This window comes from Sphingomonas sp. VDB2 (assembly GCF_047946695.1).
Lineage (GTDB): Bacteria > Pseudomonadota > Alphaproteobacteria > Sphingomonadales > Sphingomonadaceae > Sphingobium > Sphingobium bisphenolicum.
This window is the reverse complement of the sequence record NZ_CP159615.1, coordinates 638092-655485: the sequence shown is the minus strand read 5'-3', so window position 1 is coordinate 655485 and position 17394 is coordinate 638092. Positions and strand designations below refer to the sequence as shown.

The 17394-nt window shown below is 64.8% G+C and carries 19 protein-coding genes; 14 read left to right on the top strand and 5 right to left on the bottom strand.

Going from position 1 to position 17394, the window contains the following annotated elements; translation table 11 throughout:
* Nucleotides 1-8 precede the first annotated feature (8 nt).
* From ABT375_RS03385 to ABT375_RS03370, 4 genes are all read left to right on the top strand, one after another.
* The gene (locus ABT375_RS03385; protein ID WP_416464124.1) at nt 9-629 is read left to right on the top strand and encodes a 50S ribosomal protein L25/general stress protein Ctc; all 621 of its coding nucleotides are present in this window, start codon (nt 9-11) and stop codon (nt 627-629) included.
* A 76-nt stretch (nt 630-705) separates the two neighbouring features.
* Nucleotides 706-1275: an aminoacyl-tRNA hydrolase gene (pth, locus tag ABT375_RS03380; RefSeq protein WP_416464123.1), complete on the top strand. Its 570-nt coding sequence runs from the start codon at nt 706-708 to the stop codon at nt 1273-1275.
* A gap of 88 nt (nt 1276-1363) precedes the next feature.
* Nucleotides 1364-2992: an alpha-D-glucose phosphate-specific phosphoglucomutase gene (locus ABT375_RS03375; RefSeq protein WP_416464122.1), complete on the top strand. Its 1629-nt coding sequence runs from the start codon at nt 1364-1366 to the stop codon at nt 2990-2992.
* 128 nt (nt 2993-3120) lie between these two features.
* Nucleotides 3121-3804 (top strand): DUF2490 domain-containing protein, encoded by a 684-nt coding sequence (locus tag ABT375_RS03370; protein ID WP_416464121.1) that lies wholly within the window; start codon nt 3121-3123, stop codon nt 3802-3804.
* Between the two features lie 148 nt (nt 3805-3952).
* Here ABT375_RS03370 and ABT375_RS03365 read toward each other — a convergent pair whose 3' ends face one another.
* Complete coding sequence (locus tag ABT375_RS03365) at nt 3953-4696, bottom strand: hypothetical protein (protein ID WP_224549458.1); 744 nt, start codon at nt 4694-4696, stop codon at nt 3953-3955.
* A gap of 157 nt (nt 4697-4853) precedes the next feature.
* Here ABT375_RS03365 and ABT375_RS03360 point away from each other — a divergent pair, with 157 nt between their 5' ends.
* Together ABT375_RS03360 and rarD are read left to right on the top strand one after the other, a co-directional pair.
* Nucleotides 4854-5075, top strand: coding sequence for a hypothetical protein (locus ABT375_RS03360; RefSeq protein WP_224549578.1), 222 nt, complete (start codon nt 4854-4856; stop codon nt 5073-5075).
* Nucleotides 5076-5104: 29 nt separating this feature from the next.
* Nucleotides 5105-5974: an EamA family transporter RarD gene (gene rarD / locus ABT375_RS03355; protein WP_416464838.1), complete on the top strand. Its 870-nt coding sequence runs from the start codon at nt 5105-5107 to the stop codon at nt 5972-5974.
* Nucleotides 5975-6025: 51 nt separating this feature from the next.
* Here the strand turns inward: rarD and ABT375_RS03350 are convergent, their stop codons facing one another.
* Nucleotides 6026-7357, bottom strand: a complete 1332-nt coding sequence (locus ABT375_RS03350; protein ID WP_416464120.1) for a dihydroorotase — start codon at nt 7355-7357, stop codon at nt 6026-6028.
* 155 nt (nt 7358-7512) lie between these two features.
* Here ABT375_RS03350 and ABT375_RS03345 point away from each other — a divergent pair, with 155 nt between their 5' ends.
* Both ABT375_RS03345 and ABT375_RS03340 read left to right on the top strand, forming a co-directional pair.
* Nucleotides 7513-8298, top strand: coding sequence for a YgfZ/GcvT domain-containing protein (locus tag ABT375_RS03345; protein ID WP_416464119.1), 786 nt, complete (start codon nt 7513-7515; stop codon nt 8296-8298).
* On the top strand, nt 8295-9047 hold the full coding sequence (locus tag ABT375_RS03340) for a glutaminyl-peptide cyclotransferase (RefSeq protein ID WP_416464118.1): 753 nt from the start codon (nt 8295-8297) through the stop codon (nt 9045-9047). The genes ABT375_RS03345 and ABT375_RS03340 overlap by 4 nt, the downstream gene beginning before the upstream one ends.
* Here ABT375_RS03340 and ABT375_RS03335 read toward each other — a convergent pair.
* A complete protein-coding gene (locus ABT375_RS03335; protein ID WP_261934739.1) occupies nt 9044-9487 on the bottom strand; it encodes a DUF983 domain-containing protein in 444 nt (147 codons plus the stop codon). The two genes, ABT375_RS03340 and ABT375_RS03335, sit on opposite strands and share 4 nt — an antisense overlap.
* Nucleotides 9488-9647: 160 nt before the next feature.
* On the opposite strand from ABT375_RS03335, the gene ychF reads away from it, so the two are divergent.
* The 5 genes from ychF to ABT375_RS03310 all read left to right on the top strand — a co-directional run bounded on the left by ychF (nt 9648) and on the right by ABT375_RS03310 (nt 13872).
* Nucleotides 9648-10748 (top strand): redox-regulated ATPase YchF, encoded by a 1101-nt coding sequence (gene ychF / locus ABT375_RS03330; protein ID WP_224549453.1) that lies wholly within the window; start codon nt 9648-9650, stop codon nt 10746-10748.
* Nucleotides 10749-10752: 4 nt separating this feature from the next.
* Nucleotides 10753-11283 carry a DNA-deoxyinosine glycosylase gene (locus ABT375_RS03325; RefSeq protein WP_416464117.1) on the top strand — a complete coding sequence of 177 codons (531 nt, stop codon included), beginning with the start codon at nt 10753-10755 and terminating at the stop codon, nt 11281-11283.
* Nucleotides 11284-11354: 71 nt separating this feature from the next.
* Nucleotides 11355-12635 (top strand): ectonucleotide pyrophosphatase/phosphodiesterase, encoded by a 1281-nt coding sequence (locus ABT375_RS03320; protein WP_416464116.1) that lies wholly within the window; start codon nt 11355-11357, stop codon nt 12633-12635.
* Nucleotides 12636-12693: 58 nt separating this feature from the next.
* Nucleotides 12694-13161, top strand: coding sequence for a MaoC family dehydratase (locus tag ABT375_RS03315; protein ID WP_416464837.1), 468 nt, complete (start codon nt 12694-12696; stop codon nt 13159-13161).
* Between the two features lie 78 nt (nt 13162-13239).
* Entirely contained in the window at nt 13240-13872 is a 633-nt protein-coding gene (locus ABT375_RS03310; protein WP_416464115.1) for a LysE family translocator, read from the top strand.
* 4 nt (nt 13873-13876) lie between these two features.
* Here ABT375_RS03310 and ABT375_RS03305 read toward each other — a convergent pair whose 3' ends face one another.
* Entirely contained in the window at nt 13877-14386 is a 510-nt protein-coding gene (locus ABT375_RS03305) for a hypothetical protein (RefSeq protein ID WP_416464114.1), read from the bottom strand.
* Nucleotides 14387-14390: 4 nt separating this feature from the next.
* Nucleotides 14391-16181, bottom strand: coding sequence for a DNA mismatch repair endonuclease MutL (gene mutL / locus ABT375_RS03300; RefSeq protein WP_416464113.1), 1791 nt, complete (start codon nt 16179-16181; stop codon nt 14391-14393).
* Nucleotides 16182-16341: 160 nt separating this feature from the next.
* Between mutL and ABT375_RS03295 the strand changes: the two genes are divergently transcribed.
* Nucleotides 16342-17388, top strand: coding sequence for a rod shape-determining protein (locus ABT375_RS03295; RefSeq protein ID WP_066601439.1), 1047 nt, complete (start codon nt 16342-16344; stop codon nt 17386-17388).
* Nucleotides 17389-17394: the final 6 nt, after the last annotated feature.

Below are 17394 nucleotides of genomic sequence, written 5' to 3'. Positions count from 1 at the left end.
GACACGCAATGAGCGAGCAGCTTACGCTGTCGGCCGAGGCACGCGATCGGGCAGGCAAGGGAGCCTCCCGCGCCCTCCGCCGTGAGGGCCGCGTACCCGCCGTCATCTATGGAATGAACGAAGAACCCCTGTCGATCCATGTCGAGGAAAAGCTCCTCAACAAGCAGCTCGGCACCGGCCACTTCTTCAATTCGGTCATCATGGTCGAAGTCGGCGGCAAGACCGTCCGCACCCTCGCCAAGGACGTGGCCTTCCATCCCGTCTCGGACCGTCCGCTGCACGCCGATTTCCTGCGCGTTTCGGAACATGCCACCGTTCATGTCCATGTGCCTGTGCGCTTCGCCAATGAAGACGCTTCGCCGGGCCTGAAGAAGGGCGGCGTGCTCAACATCGTCGCGCACGACATCGAACTCGAAGTCGATGCCGCCGAAATCCCCGACGAAGTCGTGGTCGACCTGACCGGCCTGGAAGTCGGCGATTCGATCCACATCAGCGCCGTGACCCTGCCCAAGGGCACCAAGGCCCTGCATGCGGACACCGACTTCTCGATCGCGACCGTCGTCGCCCCGTCGGCTCTCAAGAGCGCCGAAGGCGAAGCGGACGCCGAGGAAGCAGCCGAAGGCGAATAAGCCTTTCTGCCTCCGGGCTGGAAATTCCGATCCCGTCCGCCTACCCGGCGGGCGGGATTTTCTTTGGAGCATGACCATGCAAATCTGGGCCGGCCTTGGCAATCCGGGGCAGCAATATGCGATGCATCGGCACAATGTCGGCTTCATGGTCGCGGACCTGATCGCGGACCTGCATCGCTTTTCGCCGCCGAGGAAGCAGTTTCAGGGCTGGGTGCAGGAAGGACGGATCGGGCCGGAAAAGGTCATCCTCCTGAAGCCCGCGACCTTCATGAACGAAAGCGGCCGCTCGGTCGGCGAAGCCATGCGCTTCTACAAGCTGACACCGCAGGACGTCACCGTCTTCCACGACGAACTCGATCTGGTGCCCATGAAGGTCAAAGTGAAGCGCGGCGGCGGCAATGCCGGGCATAACGGCCTGCGCTCGACCGACGCGCATATCGGCAATGATTTCCGCCGGGTGCGGATCGGCATCGGTCATCCGGGCCATAAGGACAAGGTCCATGGCTATGTGCTGGGCAATTACGCCAAGAGCGAGATGGACGCCCTGACCGACATGCTGGCCGCGATCGGCGCGGAAGCCGAATGGCTGGCGAAGAATGACGACGCCCGCTTCATGAACGAAGTGGCGCTGCGGCTGGCCGCCTGAAAAGCTTAACCCGATTGCGCGTCGCAACATTGCCGGGCCATAAGGCCCATAATATCGCAGTGCGCAAACGCAGTTCAGGGGATATTGGGTGATTTACACCGTTGCCACGACGCCGTTCGACGACCAGAAACCCGGCACGTCCGGCCTGCGCAAAAAGGTCCGCGTCTTTCAGCAGCCCCGTTATGCCGAAAATTTCGTCCAGTCGGTGTTCGACAGCCTCGACGGTTTTGCCGGGCAGACGCTGGTGGTGGGCGGCGACGGCCGTTACCTGAACCGCGACGTCATCCAGATCGTCCTGAAGATGGCGGCGGCCAACGGCTTCGGCCGGGCGCTGGTCGGCCAAGGCGGTATCTTGTCCACCCCCGCCGCCTCGCACCTGATCCGCGCATCCGGCGCGTTCGGCGGCCTCGTCCTGTCGGCCAGCCACAATCCGGGCGGCCCGGACGAGGATTTCGGCATCAAATATAATATCGGCAATGGCGGCCCCGCGCCGGAAAAGGTGACGGACGCCATCGCCGCCCGCTCGCTCGTCATCGGCCGCTACAAAATCCTCGATGCCGCCGATGTCGATATCGACACGATCGGCGAAAGCCAGTTGGGCGGCATGACGGTCGAGGTTGTCGATCCGGTGGCGGCCTATGCCGACCTGATGGAAAGCCTGTTCGATTTCGCCGCGATCCGCGCCCAGATTGCGGGCGGCTTCACCCTCGCCTTCGACAGCATGAGCGCGGTCACCGGCCCCTATGCGGTCGAGATTTTCGAACGCCGGCTGGGCGCGCCGCAAGGCACGGTGATGAACGGCACGCCGCTCCCGGACTTCGGCCATCACCATCCCGACCCGAATCTGGTCCATGCCAAAGAACTGTACGACCGGATGATGGCCCCCGACGCGCCCGACTTCGGCGCGGCGTCGGACGGCGACGGCGACCGCAACCTCATCATCGGCCGCCATTGCTATGTGACGCCCTCGGACTCGCTCGCGGTGCTGGCCGCCAACGCCCATCTGGCGCCCGGCTATGCCGCTGGCCTCAAGGGCATCGCCCGCTCCATGCCGACCAGCGGCGCGGCCGACCGGGTCGCGAAAAAGCTGGGCGTGCCGCTCTATGAAACGCCGACCGGCTGGAAATTCTTCGGCAATCTGCTCGACGCCGGCATGGCGACCATCTGCGGCGAGGAAAGCGCCGGCACCGGCTCCGACCATGTGCGCGAAAAGGACGGCATCTGGGCCGTCCTGCTCTGGCTCAACATCCTGGCCGTCCGCCAGCAAAGCGTCGCCGCCATCATGGCGGACCATTGGGCGACCTATGGCCGCAACTATTATGCCCGCCACGATTATGAAGCCATCGCCAAGGACAAGGCCGATGCACTGATGGCGGCGCTGCGCGCCAAGCTCGACAGCCTGCCCGGCACGACAAACAGCGGCGGCACGGTCAGGGCGGCCGACGATTTCGCCTATACCGATCCCACCGACCAGTCGGTCAGCCGCAATCAGGGCGTCCGCATCCTGTTCGAGGATGGATCGCGCGTGGTGTTCCGCCTGTCCGGCACCGGCACGGAGGGCGCCACCTTGCGCGTCTATATCGAACGCTATGTCGGCCCGGACGGCGACCTCGCCCTGGAAACCGGCGACGCCCTCGCCCCGCTGATCGCCGCCGCGCAGGAGGTCGCCGACATATCCGGCCATACCGGGATGGAGCAGCCGAGCGTCATCACCTGACACCCGGCTTCAAACATGCCGGGCCGAACATAAACTAACGCACGGGCAACAAGATGGACATGCGTACGGATTAGAGAAAGGGCACCCGTCCGTCGGCGGTCCGTTCCTCTTCCGATCCCAGGAAATCCATGCGCCGCCTCGCCCTTTGCCTGTCCGCCTGCCTCGCCCTGCTGTCGAACCCAAGCCGCGCGGCCACCAGCCAGGATGAGCAATTCTGGCTCAACCTGACCGCCATGGGATCGGTGAAGGACGAACTTGTCTATTTCGCGGAGATCCAGCCACGTATCGGCGACGGCGTCTCGCGCATCGACCAGTCGCTGTTTCGCGGCGCTGCAGGCTGGAAATTCTCCCCCAGCTTAACCCTCTATCAGGGCTATGCCCATGTCGTTTTACCGATCGAGGGCGGCAAGGATATCAACGAGGAACGCAGCTTCCAGCAATTGAGCTGGACGCTCGGCAAGCCCTGGAGCGGCGAACTCTCGTCCCGCACGCGCCTCGAACAGCGCTGGCGCTCGGACGGCGACGACATGGGCTGGCGGCTGCGCGAGATGCTTCGCTACGAAAAACCGCTGCGTGCCGACAGTGACGCCGTCAACGCGCTGGTCTATGCCGAGGGTTTCGCCGCGCTCAACGACACCGACTGGGGCGCACGCAGCGGCTTCGACCAGCTACGCAGCTTCGTCGGCGCGGAAATCGGCCTGCCCGGCGCATCGACACTGGAAGTGGGCTATCTCAACCAAGTCATCAATCAGCGCGCGGGCAACATGCGCGTCAACCATGTGGCGTCCGTAACGCTCTTCTTCAGACACTGATGCACTTCTGCACAAGCCTTTGATAACAAAGAAAAATAGGATGAAAGCGCACAACGGTTCATGGCAAGTCGATAAAAATCAAATTATTACAGTGATTTAAGACGATAAACTCCGCCAGAACTGTCCAACTTGCCGTCGCACAACAGGCCTACCGCCCGTTATCAGCGATGATATCGACACTGGTCTTGCCGCCCGGCGCATCGGTGAAGAGGATGAAATAGGCGCTGCCGTCGGACCCGCGGGTGCCGCCCAGCACATGGTCGCCGCCCAAGATCTTATGCTCGCCGTCATAGCCGGCGCGGCGGGCCAGCGTGTAATAATAATCCATCACGCCCTGCCGCGGCGCAGGCGTCACGAAGCTGGCCGCACGCAGGGTGCAGCCACCGGCCTCCGCTCCCGCCGCCTCGGTGAGTTGCGCCCCAGGGAACAGGCCGAAGGGCTCGGGCAGTCGCTGCGCCCATTCCATGCCGTAATTGAGTTTCTTCGCGCAGTTGCCGTTGCCGCCACGGCGCCCGGCCTGTTCGCGCGCGACCGCGCCCAGCGTCACGGTCGACGCCATCGCCTCGCCCTCGCTCGCCGCCGGGGCCGCGATCAGCTTGCCGCCGGCCGACTTTACCGCCTCCGCCTGCGCTGCGCCAGCGTCTCCGGCCAGGACCGGCACCGCGCCATTGGCGGGCCGATCGGCGGGACGCACGGCATTGCGGTTGGCCTGACCCACCAACTGCGGATCGACGACGATCGGATCGGCCAGCGCCCCCTTGAGCGCCGGGTCGGTCGCATTGTCGGTCAGTTGCGCATCGAGCGCGGCGAGGCTGGCATCCTTGTCCCCCTTGCCGCACGCGGCCAGCGCCAGCACCAGAGAAACCATCGCTACAGACCGGACACGCGCCATGCTTCACTCCTTCGTAAACAAGCCATGAAGAGGGCAAGTTAATATTCCATTAGGATATTTGGTGAATCTGCCGATTTTTGCGCAGATGGCCAGCTCTTATCGACTGGCCTTGTCCCGCTGTCTTGCTCTGGGACAGTTGGTCGGCCATGATGGGCCGATGCTCAATATATTGTCAGGCTTCATCGGCCTTGTCACCCTCATCCTCATGATCCCCGCGATCATTCCGCTGCTGGGCGCGCTCAACTGGATATTGGTGCCGCTGGCCCTGTTCGGCGCCCTTGTCGGCATGATGTCGTCGAAAAATGGCGGGCGGAACTTCTGCCTGATCGTCGCCGCTTTCGGCGCGCTGCGACTGTTTCTGGGCGGCGGCATATTCTGATCCGGGATCATCCGGAAGCGCGCAAGGGTCTGCTCGCCGCACTGGCCGCCTATGGCCTATGGGGGCTGCTGCCGCTCTTCTTCCGCCTGCTGCACCATGTCGATCCTGTGGAGATCGTGACCCAGCGCATCCTCTGGTCGCTGCTGCTGATCGTCGCCATCATCGCCGCCCGCAAAGGGCTGCCCGCCTTCCTTGGCGCCATGGGCGACCGGCGACTGGTGGTGCCGCTGGCGGGATCGGCGATGATGATCGGGGTCAACTGGCTGACCTATGTCTGGGCGGTCAACGGCGGCCATATCGTCGCGGCCAGCCTGGGCTATTTCCTCAACCCGCTGGTGAACGTCACCCTGGGTGTCCTTGTACTCAAGGAAAAGCTGCGGCTCCCGCAAATGCTGGCGATCGGCGTCGCCGCCATCGGCGTCGCCATTCTTGCCGCGTCGGCGCTGACCACGCTGTGGATCAGTCTGGCGCTGGCTTTCAGTTTCGCCTTCTACGCCCTGCTGCGCAAGCTGACGCCGGTGGCGCCGATGACCGGGCTGGGCGTCGAAACCGCGCTGCTCACGCCGCTCGCCATCGCTTATCTGATATGGGAAATGGGGCATGGCGGCGTCGGTTTCGGGCAGGATATGCCGACCACCGCGCTGCTCATCATCTCCGGCGCGGTGACCACGGTGCCGCTGGTGCTGTTCGCTGTCGCCGCCCAGCGCCTGCCGATGGCCACGCTCGGCCTGATGCAATATCTCGCGCCCACGCTGCAATTTCTGTGCGGCGTGCTGTTGTTCGGCGAAAAGCTCAGCACCGGCCAGATGGCGAGTTTCGGACTGATCTGGCTCGGCCTCATCTTCTTCGCCAGCGACGGGATCGCCAACGCGCGGCGCAACCGGCTGGCGACGGCATAAATCTCCATCCGTCCGTTTCGAGCCGGTCTCGAAGCGGACGGATGGACGATATCAGGCGAACTGGGTCGCCTCGAACCGCACCGCTTCACCCACCGCCGCATTGGCCAGCGCATCCTCCCACATCACGCGATTGCCGCGAATGATGGTGCCGACCGCCTTGCCGGTCAGTTGATCGCCCTCGAACGGCGACCAGTTGCAGCGCGACGCGAGCCAGTCGCTGCCCACCGTCCAGCGTTTCTTGAGATCGACCACGGTGAAGTCGGCGTCATAGCCGAGCGCGATCCGTCCCTTGCCGACAAGCCCGAACACCCGCTGCGGTCCCGACGAGGTGAGTTCGATGAAGCGCCGCAGCGACAGCCGCCCCTCCGCCACATGGTTGAGCAGCAACGGCACCAAAGTCTGCACCCCCGGCATGCCGCTGGGCGATGCGGGATAGGTCTTGGCCTTCTCCTCGATCGTGTGCGGCGCATGGTCGCTGCCCAGCACGTCGGGCACGCCCTGGTTGAGCCAGAACCACAGGCCATCGCGATGCGCGCCCGATCGGATCGGCGGGTTCATCTGCGCATAGGTGCCAAGGCGCGGATAGGCGTCTTCGCCCGCCAGCGTCAGATGCTGCGGCGTCACTTCGCAGGTCGCGATATCCTTGTTCTGGGCGATATATTCCAGTTCGGCGGGCGTCGTGATGTGCAGGATGTGGATGCGACGGCGCGCCTTGCGCGCCAGCGCGATGATGCGTTTCGTGGCGATCATCGCGCTTTCATCGTCGCGCCAGACGGGGTGGGTCGACGGATCGCCTTCCAGCGCATGGACCTTGCGCGCGTTCATCCGCGTCTCGTCCTCGGCATGGATGGCGACGCGGCGAGTGCCGCTCGTCAGCACCCGCGAGAGGGCGTCATCATCGTCCACCAGCAGGCTGCCGGTCGAGGCGCCCATGAAGATCTTTACCCCCGACGTGCCGGGGATGCGTTCCAGCTCCTTCAACTGCTCGGCATTGTCGGCGGTCGCCCCGACATAGAAGGCATGGTCGCACCACATGCGATGATGCGCGCGCTTCAGCTTGTCATGCACCCGCTCGGCGGTGTCGGTGTTGGGATTGGTGTTGGGCATTTCGAACACGGCGGTCACGCCGCCCAGCACCGCGGCGCGGCTGCCCGATTCGAGGTCTTCCTTATGCTCCAGCCCCGGCTCGCGGAAATGGACCTGGCTGTCGATGCAACCGGGCAGCACGTCGAGGCCGGTGCAGTCGATCACCTCGCCTGCGTCGCCCAATGCCGTGCCGATCGCCACGATCTTCCCTCCGCGCACGCCCACATCCACGCTCTCCGCGCCGCCCGGCGTATGGACGGTGCCGTTCTTGAGGATCATGTCGAAGGTCTGGGTCATGGCGTAGGTTTCCGCTTTATAAGTCCGTTCGCCCTGAGCGAAGTCGAAGGGCACTGCCGAACGCAGTGAGGCCTTCGCTCCGCTCAGGCAAGGGCTTCGACTTCGCTCAGCCCGAACGGGTTGGTAATTTGACGTGACTGTCCTACCTAAAGCCGATGACCGGCACCACCCTAAGCGACCGCGCGATCCTGAGAATTTCCGGCGAGGAGGGCAAAGCCTTTCTCCAAGGACTGCTCACCCGCGACGTCCTGACCCTTACTCCCGGCCAGCCACGCTGGACCGGACTGCTGACGCCGCAAGGCAAGGCATTGTTCGACTTCATCCTGTGGGCGGAGGGCGACGACATGCTGATCGACTGCGAAGCCGCCCAGGCCGATGCGCTCGCCAAACGACTGACCATCTACCGCCTGCGCCGCAAGGTGGCGATCGTCCGCGAAGAGGGGCTTGCGGTGCATTGGTCGCCTCAACCACCAGCGGGCTTGGCACTTAGATCACTTATCGATTCTGGTATTTGGCCTCCTACCTCTCCGCTCGACCCACGCCTGCCCGCGCTCGGCCATCGCTGGATCGCGCCCGCCACGCCCGGCGACGCCGCCCCCGCTTTCCGCGCGCATCGCTTGGCCCTGGGCGTATTCGAAGGCGTGGACGAACTAGGTCAGGACCAGACGCTGTGGCTGGAAACCAATGCGGAGGAACTGCACGGCGTCGATTACGACAAGGGCTGCTATGTCGGGCAGGAAAACACCGCCCGGATGCATTATCGCAACAAGGTGAGCCGCCGCCTCGTCGCCGTGCCGATCGCGCAGGCGGACGAAAAGCGCCAGCGTGCCGCCTTGCCCGATATGGGCCTGTCGATCGAGTTGCGCCGGGTCGAAACGCTCGATCCCGCTACCCTTCCCTCATGGCTGGCTACCGCGATCGAAAGCCAGGCGGCGGAATGAATCGCATCCTGTTCGCGCTCGTCAGCGCCTTTCTTCTGGTTCCCCCCGCCCAAGCCGACACCCCCTGGACGCTGGTCGCCACCCATCCCCACGACGCGACCGCCTTCACCGAAGGTCTCTTCTACCATGACGGCGCGCTCTACGAGAGTACCGGGCTGGAGGGCCAGTCGGACATCCGCAAGGTGGCGCTCAAGACGGGGAAAGTCCTGCGACGCCGCATCATCGACCCGCCCTATTTCGGCGAGGGCATCGTCAACTGGGGCGACAAGCTGGTGAGCCTGACTTGGCGGCACCGCCGGGGCTTCGTCTGGAACCTGGCCGATTTCGCACCGCTATCCGACTTCCGCTATGATGGCGAAGGCTGGGGCATGACGCAGGATGGCCGCAGCCTCATCATGAGCGACGGCACCGCGCAACTGCGTTTCCTCGATCCCGACAGCCTAGCCGAACAGCGCCGTATCACCGTCACCTGGAACGGCCGGGCGGTCGATCGGCTGAACGAGTTGGAATATGTGAAGGGGGAGGTGTGGGCGAATATCTGGTACGACACCCGCATCGCCCGCATCGATCCCGCGACCGGCGCCGTGATCGACTGGATCGACGTGTCGCGCCTGCGTAAGGCCGCGGGCGTCACCGATAGCGAAGCCGTCGCCAACGGCATCGCCTACGACGCGGCGAAGGACCGCGTCTTCATCACCGGCAAAAACTGGCCGAAACTGTTCGAAATCAAGCTCGCGCCCAAGCCCTAGCCGCGCGGCTCTCCGCCGTGCAGCTTGGCCCACAGCGCCGCAGTGCCGGCCTCCTGCGCGCTGTTCGTGAACTGGGCGGCGATCAGCCAGCCCTTGATCGGCCGCATCGGCAGAAGCGTCGTCAGGATCAGCACCGGCACCCCGACGGCCAGATGCACCCAAAGGCCCGGCCGCGCCATGATCTCCAGCATGATGATGAAGATGACGCCCGGCACGCAGGCGAAGAGTTGCACGAACACCGCCGGGCCATCGGCCGGATCGGCAAAGCTATAGTCCAGGTCGCACACCTCGCAATGGTCGCGCATCGTCAGGAACCCGGTGAAGATATGCCCTTCGCCGCAGCGCGGGCAGCGACCGAATGCGCCCGTTTCATGCGCAGGGCGCTTTTTCCACGCCCGACCCTTTTCGTCGATCCAGTGGGTTTCTCTGCTCTGTTCCATATCATCTCCAGCCATCATCGCCTATGTCGGCAAAGCGCCGCCGATTGCAATTGCGCCTTTTGTCCCACCCCTTCTGGCCCACGAACGCGCCAAGGCTGGCCATCGGGCGCACAAACCGCTATCGGGCGCGCCAATGTTTCCGATCTTATAAGGCAGTCAAATGGGTTTTCGTTGCGGTATCGTCGGCCTCCCCAATGTGGGCAAGTCCACCCTGTTCAACGCGCTGACCGAAACGCAGGCAGCGCAGGCGGCCAACTATCCTTTCTGCACGATCGAACCCAATGAAGGCCGCGTCGCCGTGCCCGACGACCGGCTGGACACGATCGCAAAGATCGGCGGCAGCGCGAAGATCATCGAAACCCAGCTCAGCTTCGTCGACATTGCCGGGCTGGTGCGTGGCGCGTCGAAGGGCGAAGGGCTTGGCAACCAGTTCCTGGCCAACATCCGCGAAACCGACGCGATCGTCCACGTCCTGCGCTGTTTCGAGGATGACGACATCACCCATGTCGAGGGCAAGGTCGATCCGATCGCCGACGCCGAAACGGTCGAGATGGAATTGATGCTCGCCGATCTGGAAAGCCTGGAAAAGCGCGTCCCCAACCTCGCCAAGAAGGCCGCGCAGGGCGACAAGGAAGCCAAGGCCGCCGCCGCCGTGCTGGGCCAGGCGCTCGACCTGCTGCGCGAGGGCAAGCCCGCCCGCCTCACCATGCCGCGCGATGTCGAGGAAGAGCGGCTGTTCAATCAGGCGCAGTTGCTGACCGCCAAGCCGGTTCTCTATGTCTGTAATGTCGAGGAAGACGCCGCATCGGACGGCAACGCCTTTTCCGCGCGCGTGTTCGAAAAGGCGAAGGCCGAAAACGCCAGTGCGGTGATCGTGTCCGCCGCGATCGAGGCGGAACTGGTGACCATGCCGGTCGAGGAACGCGCCGAATATCTCGAAGCGCTGGGCCTGACCGAAGCCGGTCTCGCCCGCATCATCCGCGCCGGTTACGAACTGCTGGGCCTCATCACCTTCTTCACCGTAGGACCGAAGGAAGCGCGCGCCTGGACGGTGGCGAAGGGATCGAAGGCGCCTCAGGCGGCGGGCGCGATCCACACCGATTTCGAGAAGGGCTTCATTCGCGCCGAAACCATGGCCTATGCCGATTACGTGCAATATAATGGGGAAGCCGGCGCCAAGGAAGCGGGCAAGTGGCGGTCGGAAGGTAAGGAATATGTGACGCAGGACGGCGACATCATGCTGTTCCGTTTCAACGTCTGATCCCATGGCGCTGCGGCTTGGCCAGATGCCTGCCCAGCGCAAGGCAGCCTTCCCGCCCAGCGTCGATGCCGATACGCGCGTCCTGATCCTGGGCAGCCTGCCGGGCGATGCGTCGATCCGGCAGGGCGAATATTATGCCCATCGCGGCAACGCTTTCTGGACTTTGGTCGGGGATGTGCTGGGCGAAGATCTGCGCGGCCAGCCCTATGCGATGCGGCTCAAACGGCTGCGCGCGCGCGGCATTGGCCTGTGGGACGTGATCGAGAGCGCCGAGCGCGAAGGCAGTCTGGACGGATCGATCCGTGGCGCGGAACTGCGCGATCTTGGCGCCTTCGTCGCGCGCCTGCCCGCGCTCCGGGCCATCGCCTTCAACGGCAAGACAGCCGGGCTACATGGTCGGCGACAGTTGGGCGAGCGGCAGGATCTGCCCCTAATCGACCTGCCTTCCTCCAGCGGCGCCTATGCCAGCCTGTCGCGCGACGCCAAACGCGCCGCGTGGATGGCGATCGCCGATCATCTCGCTGCGGCTTCCTGACGTCTTCGTCACTTTACCGACATGGTCCGGCTGCTAAGCAGCGGGCAATGCCAAAACATGAAGAGTCGCTGATGTCCCTCCGCCGCCTGCCCCTAGCCCTCGCCCTGTCCGCCTCCGCCCTGCTGGGCGCCTGCGCGCCGATGCAGCCGCATCCCGTCGCCATCGCGTCTGCACCCGCCGAGCAGCGCGCGCCGATCACCTTGCTGGTGTCGATCGACGGTTTCCGCCCCGACTATCTGACCCGCAACGTGTCGCCCAACCTCAACGCGCTGGCCGCCGCAGGCGTCGAGGCGTCGATGCGCCCGTCCTTCCCGACCAAGACCTTCCCCAATCACTGGGCGATCGTCACCGGCGACCGGCCTGATCGCAGCGGCATCGTCGCCAACAATATGGAGGATGAGAGCCGGCCCAAGGACAAGTTCACCATGGCCAGCGACGATCCCTATTGGTGGAACGAAGCCGAGCCGATCTGGATCACCGCCGAGAAACAGGGCCTGCGGACCGCCACCATGTTCTGGCCCGGTTCCAACGTCGCCTGGGGCGGCACCAAGGCGGCCGAATGGCCCTATAGCATCAGCAACGGATCGCGCCCCAGCGACTGGGCGCAGTTCAATGAGGCGATCAGCGCGATCCAGCGGGTAAATAGCGTCCTCGACATACTACGCCGCCCGGCCGACATCCGCCCGCGCTTCGTCACCCTTTATTTCGACGAGGTGGACACCGCTGGCCATGTCAACGGCCCCGATGCGGCGCAAACGACCCAGGCCGTGGCCGATGTCGACGCCCATATCGGCAACCTGATCGCCGGACTGAAGGCGATGGGCCAGCCCGCGAACATCGTCATCGTGTCCGACCACGGCATGGCGGCCAAGGCGAACGACCGGGTCATCGTCCTCGACAAGATCGCGAACCCGGCCGATTATCGCACCGTCGAAACCGGCCCCTATGCCAGCCTGGCCGCGGTCCCGGGCCATGAAAAGACGTTGGAAGCCGCGCTGTTCAAGTCGCGTGGCCATATGCAATGCTGGCGCAAGGGCGAAATCCCGGCGCGCTTCCACTATGGCACGCACCGTCGCATCCCGCCCTATTTCTGCCTCGCGGAAACCGGTTGGGTGTTCCAGAATACGACCCCGACCAAGCCGATCACCGGCGGCGACCATGGCTGGGACGATCGCGCTCCAGAAATGCAGGCGCTGTTCATCGCCAACGGCCCGGCCTTCAACACGGGGTTTCGCCCGTCGGCCGACTTCGCCAATGTCGACGTCTATCCACTGCTGGCCCGGCTGCTGGGCGTGACGCCGCAACCATCCGATGGCGATGCGGCTATGTTGCAGGGCCTGATCAAACCCTGACATTGACGTAAACGGAAACCGCTTCTAAGCCTTCATCCGTTGCAATGGGAGACGGATGATGGCGGAAGAAATTGTCTATTTCGAGGACATCGCGATCGGCGACGGCTTCGACTTCGGCCCGCTGACGGTATCGCGCGATGAGACGATCGCCTTTGCGGCAGAGTTCGACCCGCAACCCTTCCATCTGTCCGACGAAGCGGCCGCGCAGACCCATTTCGGGACGCTGTCCTCCAGCGGCTGGCACACCACCGCCCTGTTCATGAAGATGTTCGTCGCGGAAATGCAGCGGCAGCCCGGTCGCCAGGCGGCCAGCCTGGGGGCGATGGGCGTGGACGAATTGCGCTGGCTGCGCCCGGTACGGCCCGGCGATACGCTGCGTGGACGCAGCGAGGTGATCGACAAGAAGGCATCGCAAAGCCGCCCGGAAATGGGCATCGTCCGCAACAAAGTGACGATCTTCAACCAGGACGACAGGCCGGTCCTGACCATGATCCCGATCGCCATGTGGCGCACCCGCCCGCAATAGGGGCCAGCCCGCGCCAGCCGGACCTTTGCCCGTGCGTCGCATCCGGGCATGGATATCCCGCCAAATCCCAGGGGGAGAATGACCATGCCCAGCGCGCCCCATCTTGCCGCCTTCGCGCTGATCTCGCTGGGCATGGTGCTGACGCCCGGCCCCAATATGCTCTATCTCATCTCCCGCTCCATTGCGCAGGGACGGATGGCCGGCATGATATCGCTGCTTGGCGTGGCCTGCGGCTTTCTCTTCTACATGGTCTGTGCGGCGTTCGGGATCACCGCGCTGCTGATGGCGGTGCCCTTCGCCTATGATGCGTTGCGGATCGGCGGCGCGCTCTATCTGCTGTGGCTGGCCTGGAGCGCGGTGCGGCCGGGCGGGCGATCGCCCTTTCAGGTGCGTCACCTGCCGATCGACGGCCCGCGCAAGCTGTTCGCCATGGGCCTGATCACCAACCTGCTCAACCCCAAGGTCGCGATGATCTACCTGTCGCTGCTGCCGCAATTCGTCGATCCGGCGCGCGGAAACATCCTTGGCCAGTCGCTGGTGCTGGGCGCGACGCAGATCGTCATCAGCCTGACGGTCAATGGCGTCATCGCCTGCCTGGCCGGATCGATCGCCGGATTTCTGGGCAGCCGGCCGCTGTGGCTGACGCTCCAGCGCTGGTTCATGGGCACGGTGCTGGGCGGCCTTGCCGTGCGGATGGCGGTGGAGCGATAGCGTTTCAGTTCGCTGCCGCCACCGGCTGATTGGCCTTGGCATCGGCGGCCATGATGCGGATGGTCGGTGCTTTGGCCCCGGCAATCTGCACGATATGCCGCCCGGCCGGCAGGTCGAACCAGACGATCTTGCGGATGCCCGAACAGGCCGGGCCATGGCCATGCTCGACCGATTCTACAGCCACCTTGCCGGTAACGACATCGACCCAGGCCGGCCCATCCAGCGCAATGCCGATGCGTGCGGCCTGTCTGAGCGACAGGGTGAAGAGCCCGCCATGCCCTTCCTTCGCGCCCTTGCCCGGCGCTGCGGCGAATTGGACATAATCGGCGGGCGTCAGATCGGCGACGACAGGCTTGCCCAGCATGAGCGCGGGTGCGCCCTGTACCTGCGCCCCGGCCTGCGCCCGCCCGCTCTGGGTCCAGCTCGTCCAGGGTTCCGCCAAGGGTGCCGGGGCTGTACAGGCCGGTTCGGCAACAGGCGCCGCAGCCAGCAGCAGGGCAAAGAGGATCGTCATCGGCTCATTTCCTCCCGAATAATTTCTCTATGTCGCCATGGCCCAGCTTCACCCAAGTCGGGCGCCCATGGTTGCACTGGCCCGATCGCGGCGTGACTTCCATCTCGCGGAGCAGGGCGTTCATTTCCGCGACGCTCAGCACCCGCCCTGCCCGCACCGATCCGTGGCAGGCCATGGTCGCGGCCACCAGATCGAGCCGCTCCTTGAGCGACAGCGCGCTGTCATAGGCGGCCAGATCGTCGGCCAGATCGGTGACGAGGCCCTGCACGTCCGATTGCCCCAGCATCGCCGGAACCGATCGGACCAGCATCGCCGATGGACCGAATCGCTCCAGGTCCAGGCCGAAATCCTTGAGTTCCGCGATGCGCGCCTCCAATCGGTCGCAGGCCGGTTCGTCCAGTTCCACCACTTCGGGGAGCAGCAGCGCCTGCGAGGCGACGCCTTGCCCCTCCATCGCCCGGCGCATCCGCTCCAGGGTCAGCCGTTCATGCGCGGCATGTTGATCGACGATGACCAGCCCATCCTCTGCTTCCGCCACGATATAGGTGCGCGCCACCTGACCACGCGCCACGCCGAGTGGGAAGCTGTTGCCTTCCGGCGCAGGGGCTGCGGCGGGTTCGGCGCGGGCCTGCGGTGGCGGGGTGATGAAGGATGGGCGGCGATCGGCAAAGGAGGATGGCGCAAACTGGTTGTAGCTCGCCGGTGAGGCGGCAGGCGCCTCGAAGATCGGCATCGACCCGATCGGGGTGGGCGAGACCGGTTCGGGCTTCCACGCCCCCAGGGCCGCCGGGTCGGCATTTTGCACCGCGCGAAACCCCTCCGCATCCAGCGCGCGGCGCAGGCCGGATACGATCATGCCGCGGATCAATGCCGGATCGCGGAAACGCACCTCGGTCTTGGCGGGATGGACGTTCACATCCACTTCCAGCGGCGGCACGTCGAGGAACAGCGCCACGACCGGATGCCGGTCGCGCGCCAACATGTCGGCATAAGCGCCGCGCAGTGCCCCGATCAGCAAGCGGTCGCGGACCGGTCGCCCGTTGACGAACAAATATTGATGATCGCCCACGCCGCGATTGTAGGTCGGGATCGACGCGACGCCGGACAGGCGGATGCCTTCGCGTTCAAGCGACACGATCACATGATTGTCCGCCAGCGCCCGGTCCGTCAGCGCCGCGACACGCTCCTCGCGCGCCTCCTCGCCCTGCACGCCCAGCACCCGGCGACCGTCATGTTCGACCGAAAAAGCGACGGCGGGATGTGCCATTGCGAGACGACGGACAATGTCGAGGCAGGCGGCATATTCCGCCTTGGGCGAGCGCAGGAACTTGCGCCGCGCCGGCACCTTGCCAAATAGCTGCTCCACTATGACCCGGGTGCCGGGTGGCAAGGCGATCGGCCCCTCCGCCACCAATTGGCCATTGTCGACCGTGCGGTTCCATCCATCGGCCCCTCGCGGCCGGCTGTCGATCGACAGGCGCGCCACGCTGGCGATCGAGGGCAGCGCCTCCCCGCGGAAGCCCAATGTGGCCACATTTTCAATGGCATCGTCGGGCAGCTTCGACGTGGCGTGGCGCTCCAGCGCCAGCGCCATGTCGCCCGAATCCATGCCGCAGCCATCGTCGCTGACCTCGATCCGATCCAGCCCGCCATTGGACAGGCGGATGGCGACGCGAGTCGCACCCGCGTCCAAAGCGTTTTCGACGATCTCCTTCAGCGCGCTGGCGGGTCTTTCGACCACTTCACCGGCAGCGATACGATTGACCAGATGTTCGGGCAGACGGCGTATTGACATTGATTAGGGACTAGCCCAATCGAGCGCTTTCCGCGAGCCGCGAACCTGAATTTTTTGCACTGCAAGGCGCAAGAAAGAAGAGGTGAACGGCAAGAGCAGAACAGCTTTCCGACCGGTCCCCAATCGCGTCGCGGGGACGGCGGGCGATACAGGATAAGGCATGTCGATCTTCTCGCGTCTCTTCAAATTCACCTCGCAGGATATGGCCATCGACCTCGGCACCGCCAATACGGTGGTCTATGTGCGCGGCCGCGGCATCGTACTGAACGAGCCGTCGGTGGTGGCGGTCGAGACGCTGAACGGCGTCAAGCGGGTGAAGGCGGTCGGCGTGGACGCCAAGCTGATGATGGGCAAGACCCCGGATTCGATCGAAGCCATCCGCCCGCTGCGCGATGGCGTGATCGCCGACATCGACGTCGCCGAGCAGATGATCAAGCATTTCATCACCAAGGTGCATGGCGGCAAGCACAGCCCCTGGCGCGCCCCTGAAATCGTGATCTGCGTGCCGTCGGGTTCGACCAGCGTGGAACGGCGCGCGATCCGCGACGCCGCCAGCAATGCCGGCGCCAGCCAGGTGTTTCTGATCGAGGAGCCGATGGCCGCCGCGATCGGCGCCGACATGCCGGTGACCGAGCCGATCGGGTCGATGGTGGTCGACATCGGCGGCGGCACGACCGAAGTCGCCGTGCTGTCGCTGCGCGGCCTGGCCTACACCACCTCCGTCCGTGTCGGCGGCGACAAGATGGACGAGGCGATCGTGTCGTTCGTCCGTCGCCACCACAATCTCTTGATCGGTGAAGCCACGGCGGAACGGATCAAGAAGCAATATGGCGTCGCCCAGCCGCCCGAAGACGGCGTCGGCGAAACGATCCATATCAAGGGCCGCGATCTGGTGAACGGGGTTCCCAAGGAAATCTCGATCAACCAAGGCCAGATCGCCGATGCGCTGGCGGAACCGATCAGCACCATCGTCGAAGGTGTCCGCATCGCGCTGGAAAACACCGCGCCTGAACTGGCGGCCGACATCGTCGACCAGGGCATCGTCCTGACGGGCGGCGGCGCACTGCTCAAGGGGCTGGACGACGAACTGCGCGACGAAACCGGCCTGCCGGTGACCATCGCCGAAGACCCGCTGACCTGCGTGGCCATCGGCACCGGCCGCGCGATGGAAGATCCGATCTTCCGGGGCGTGCTGCAAACCGCCTGATCGAGA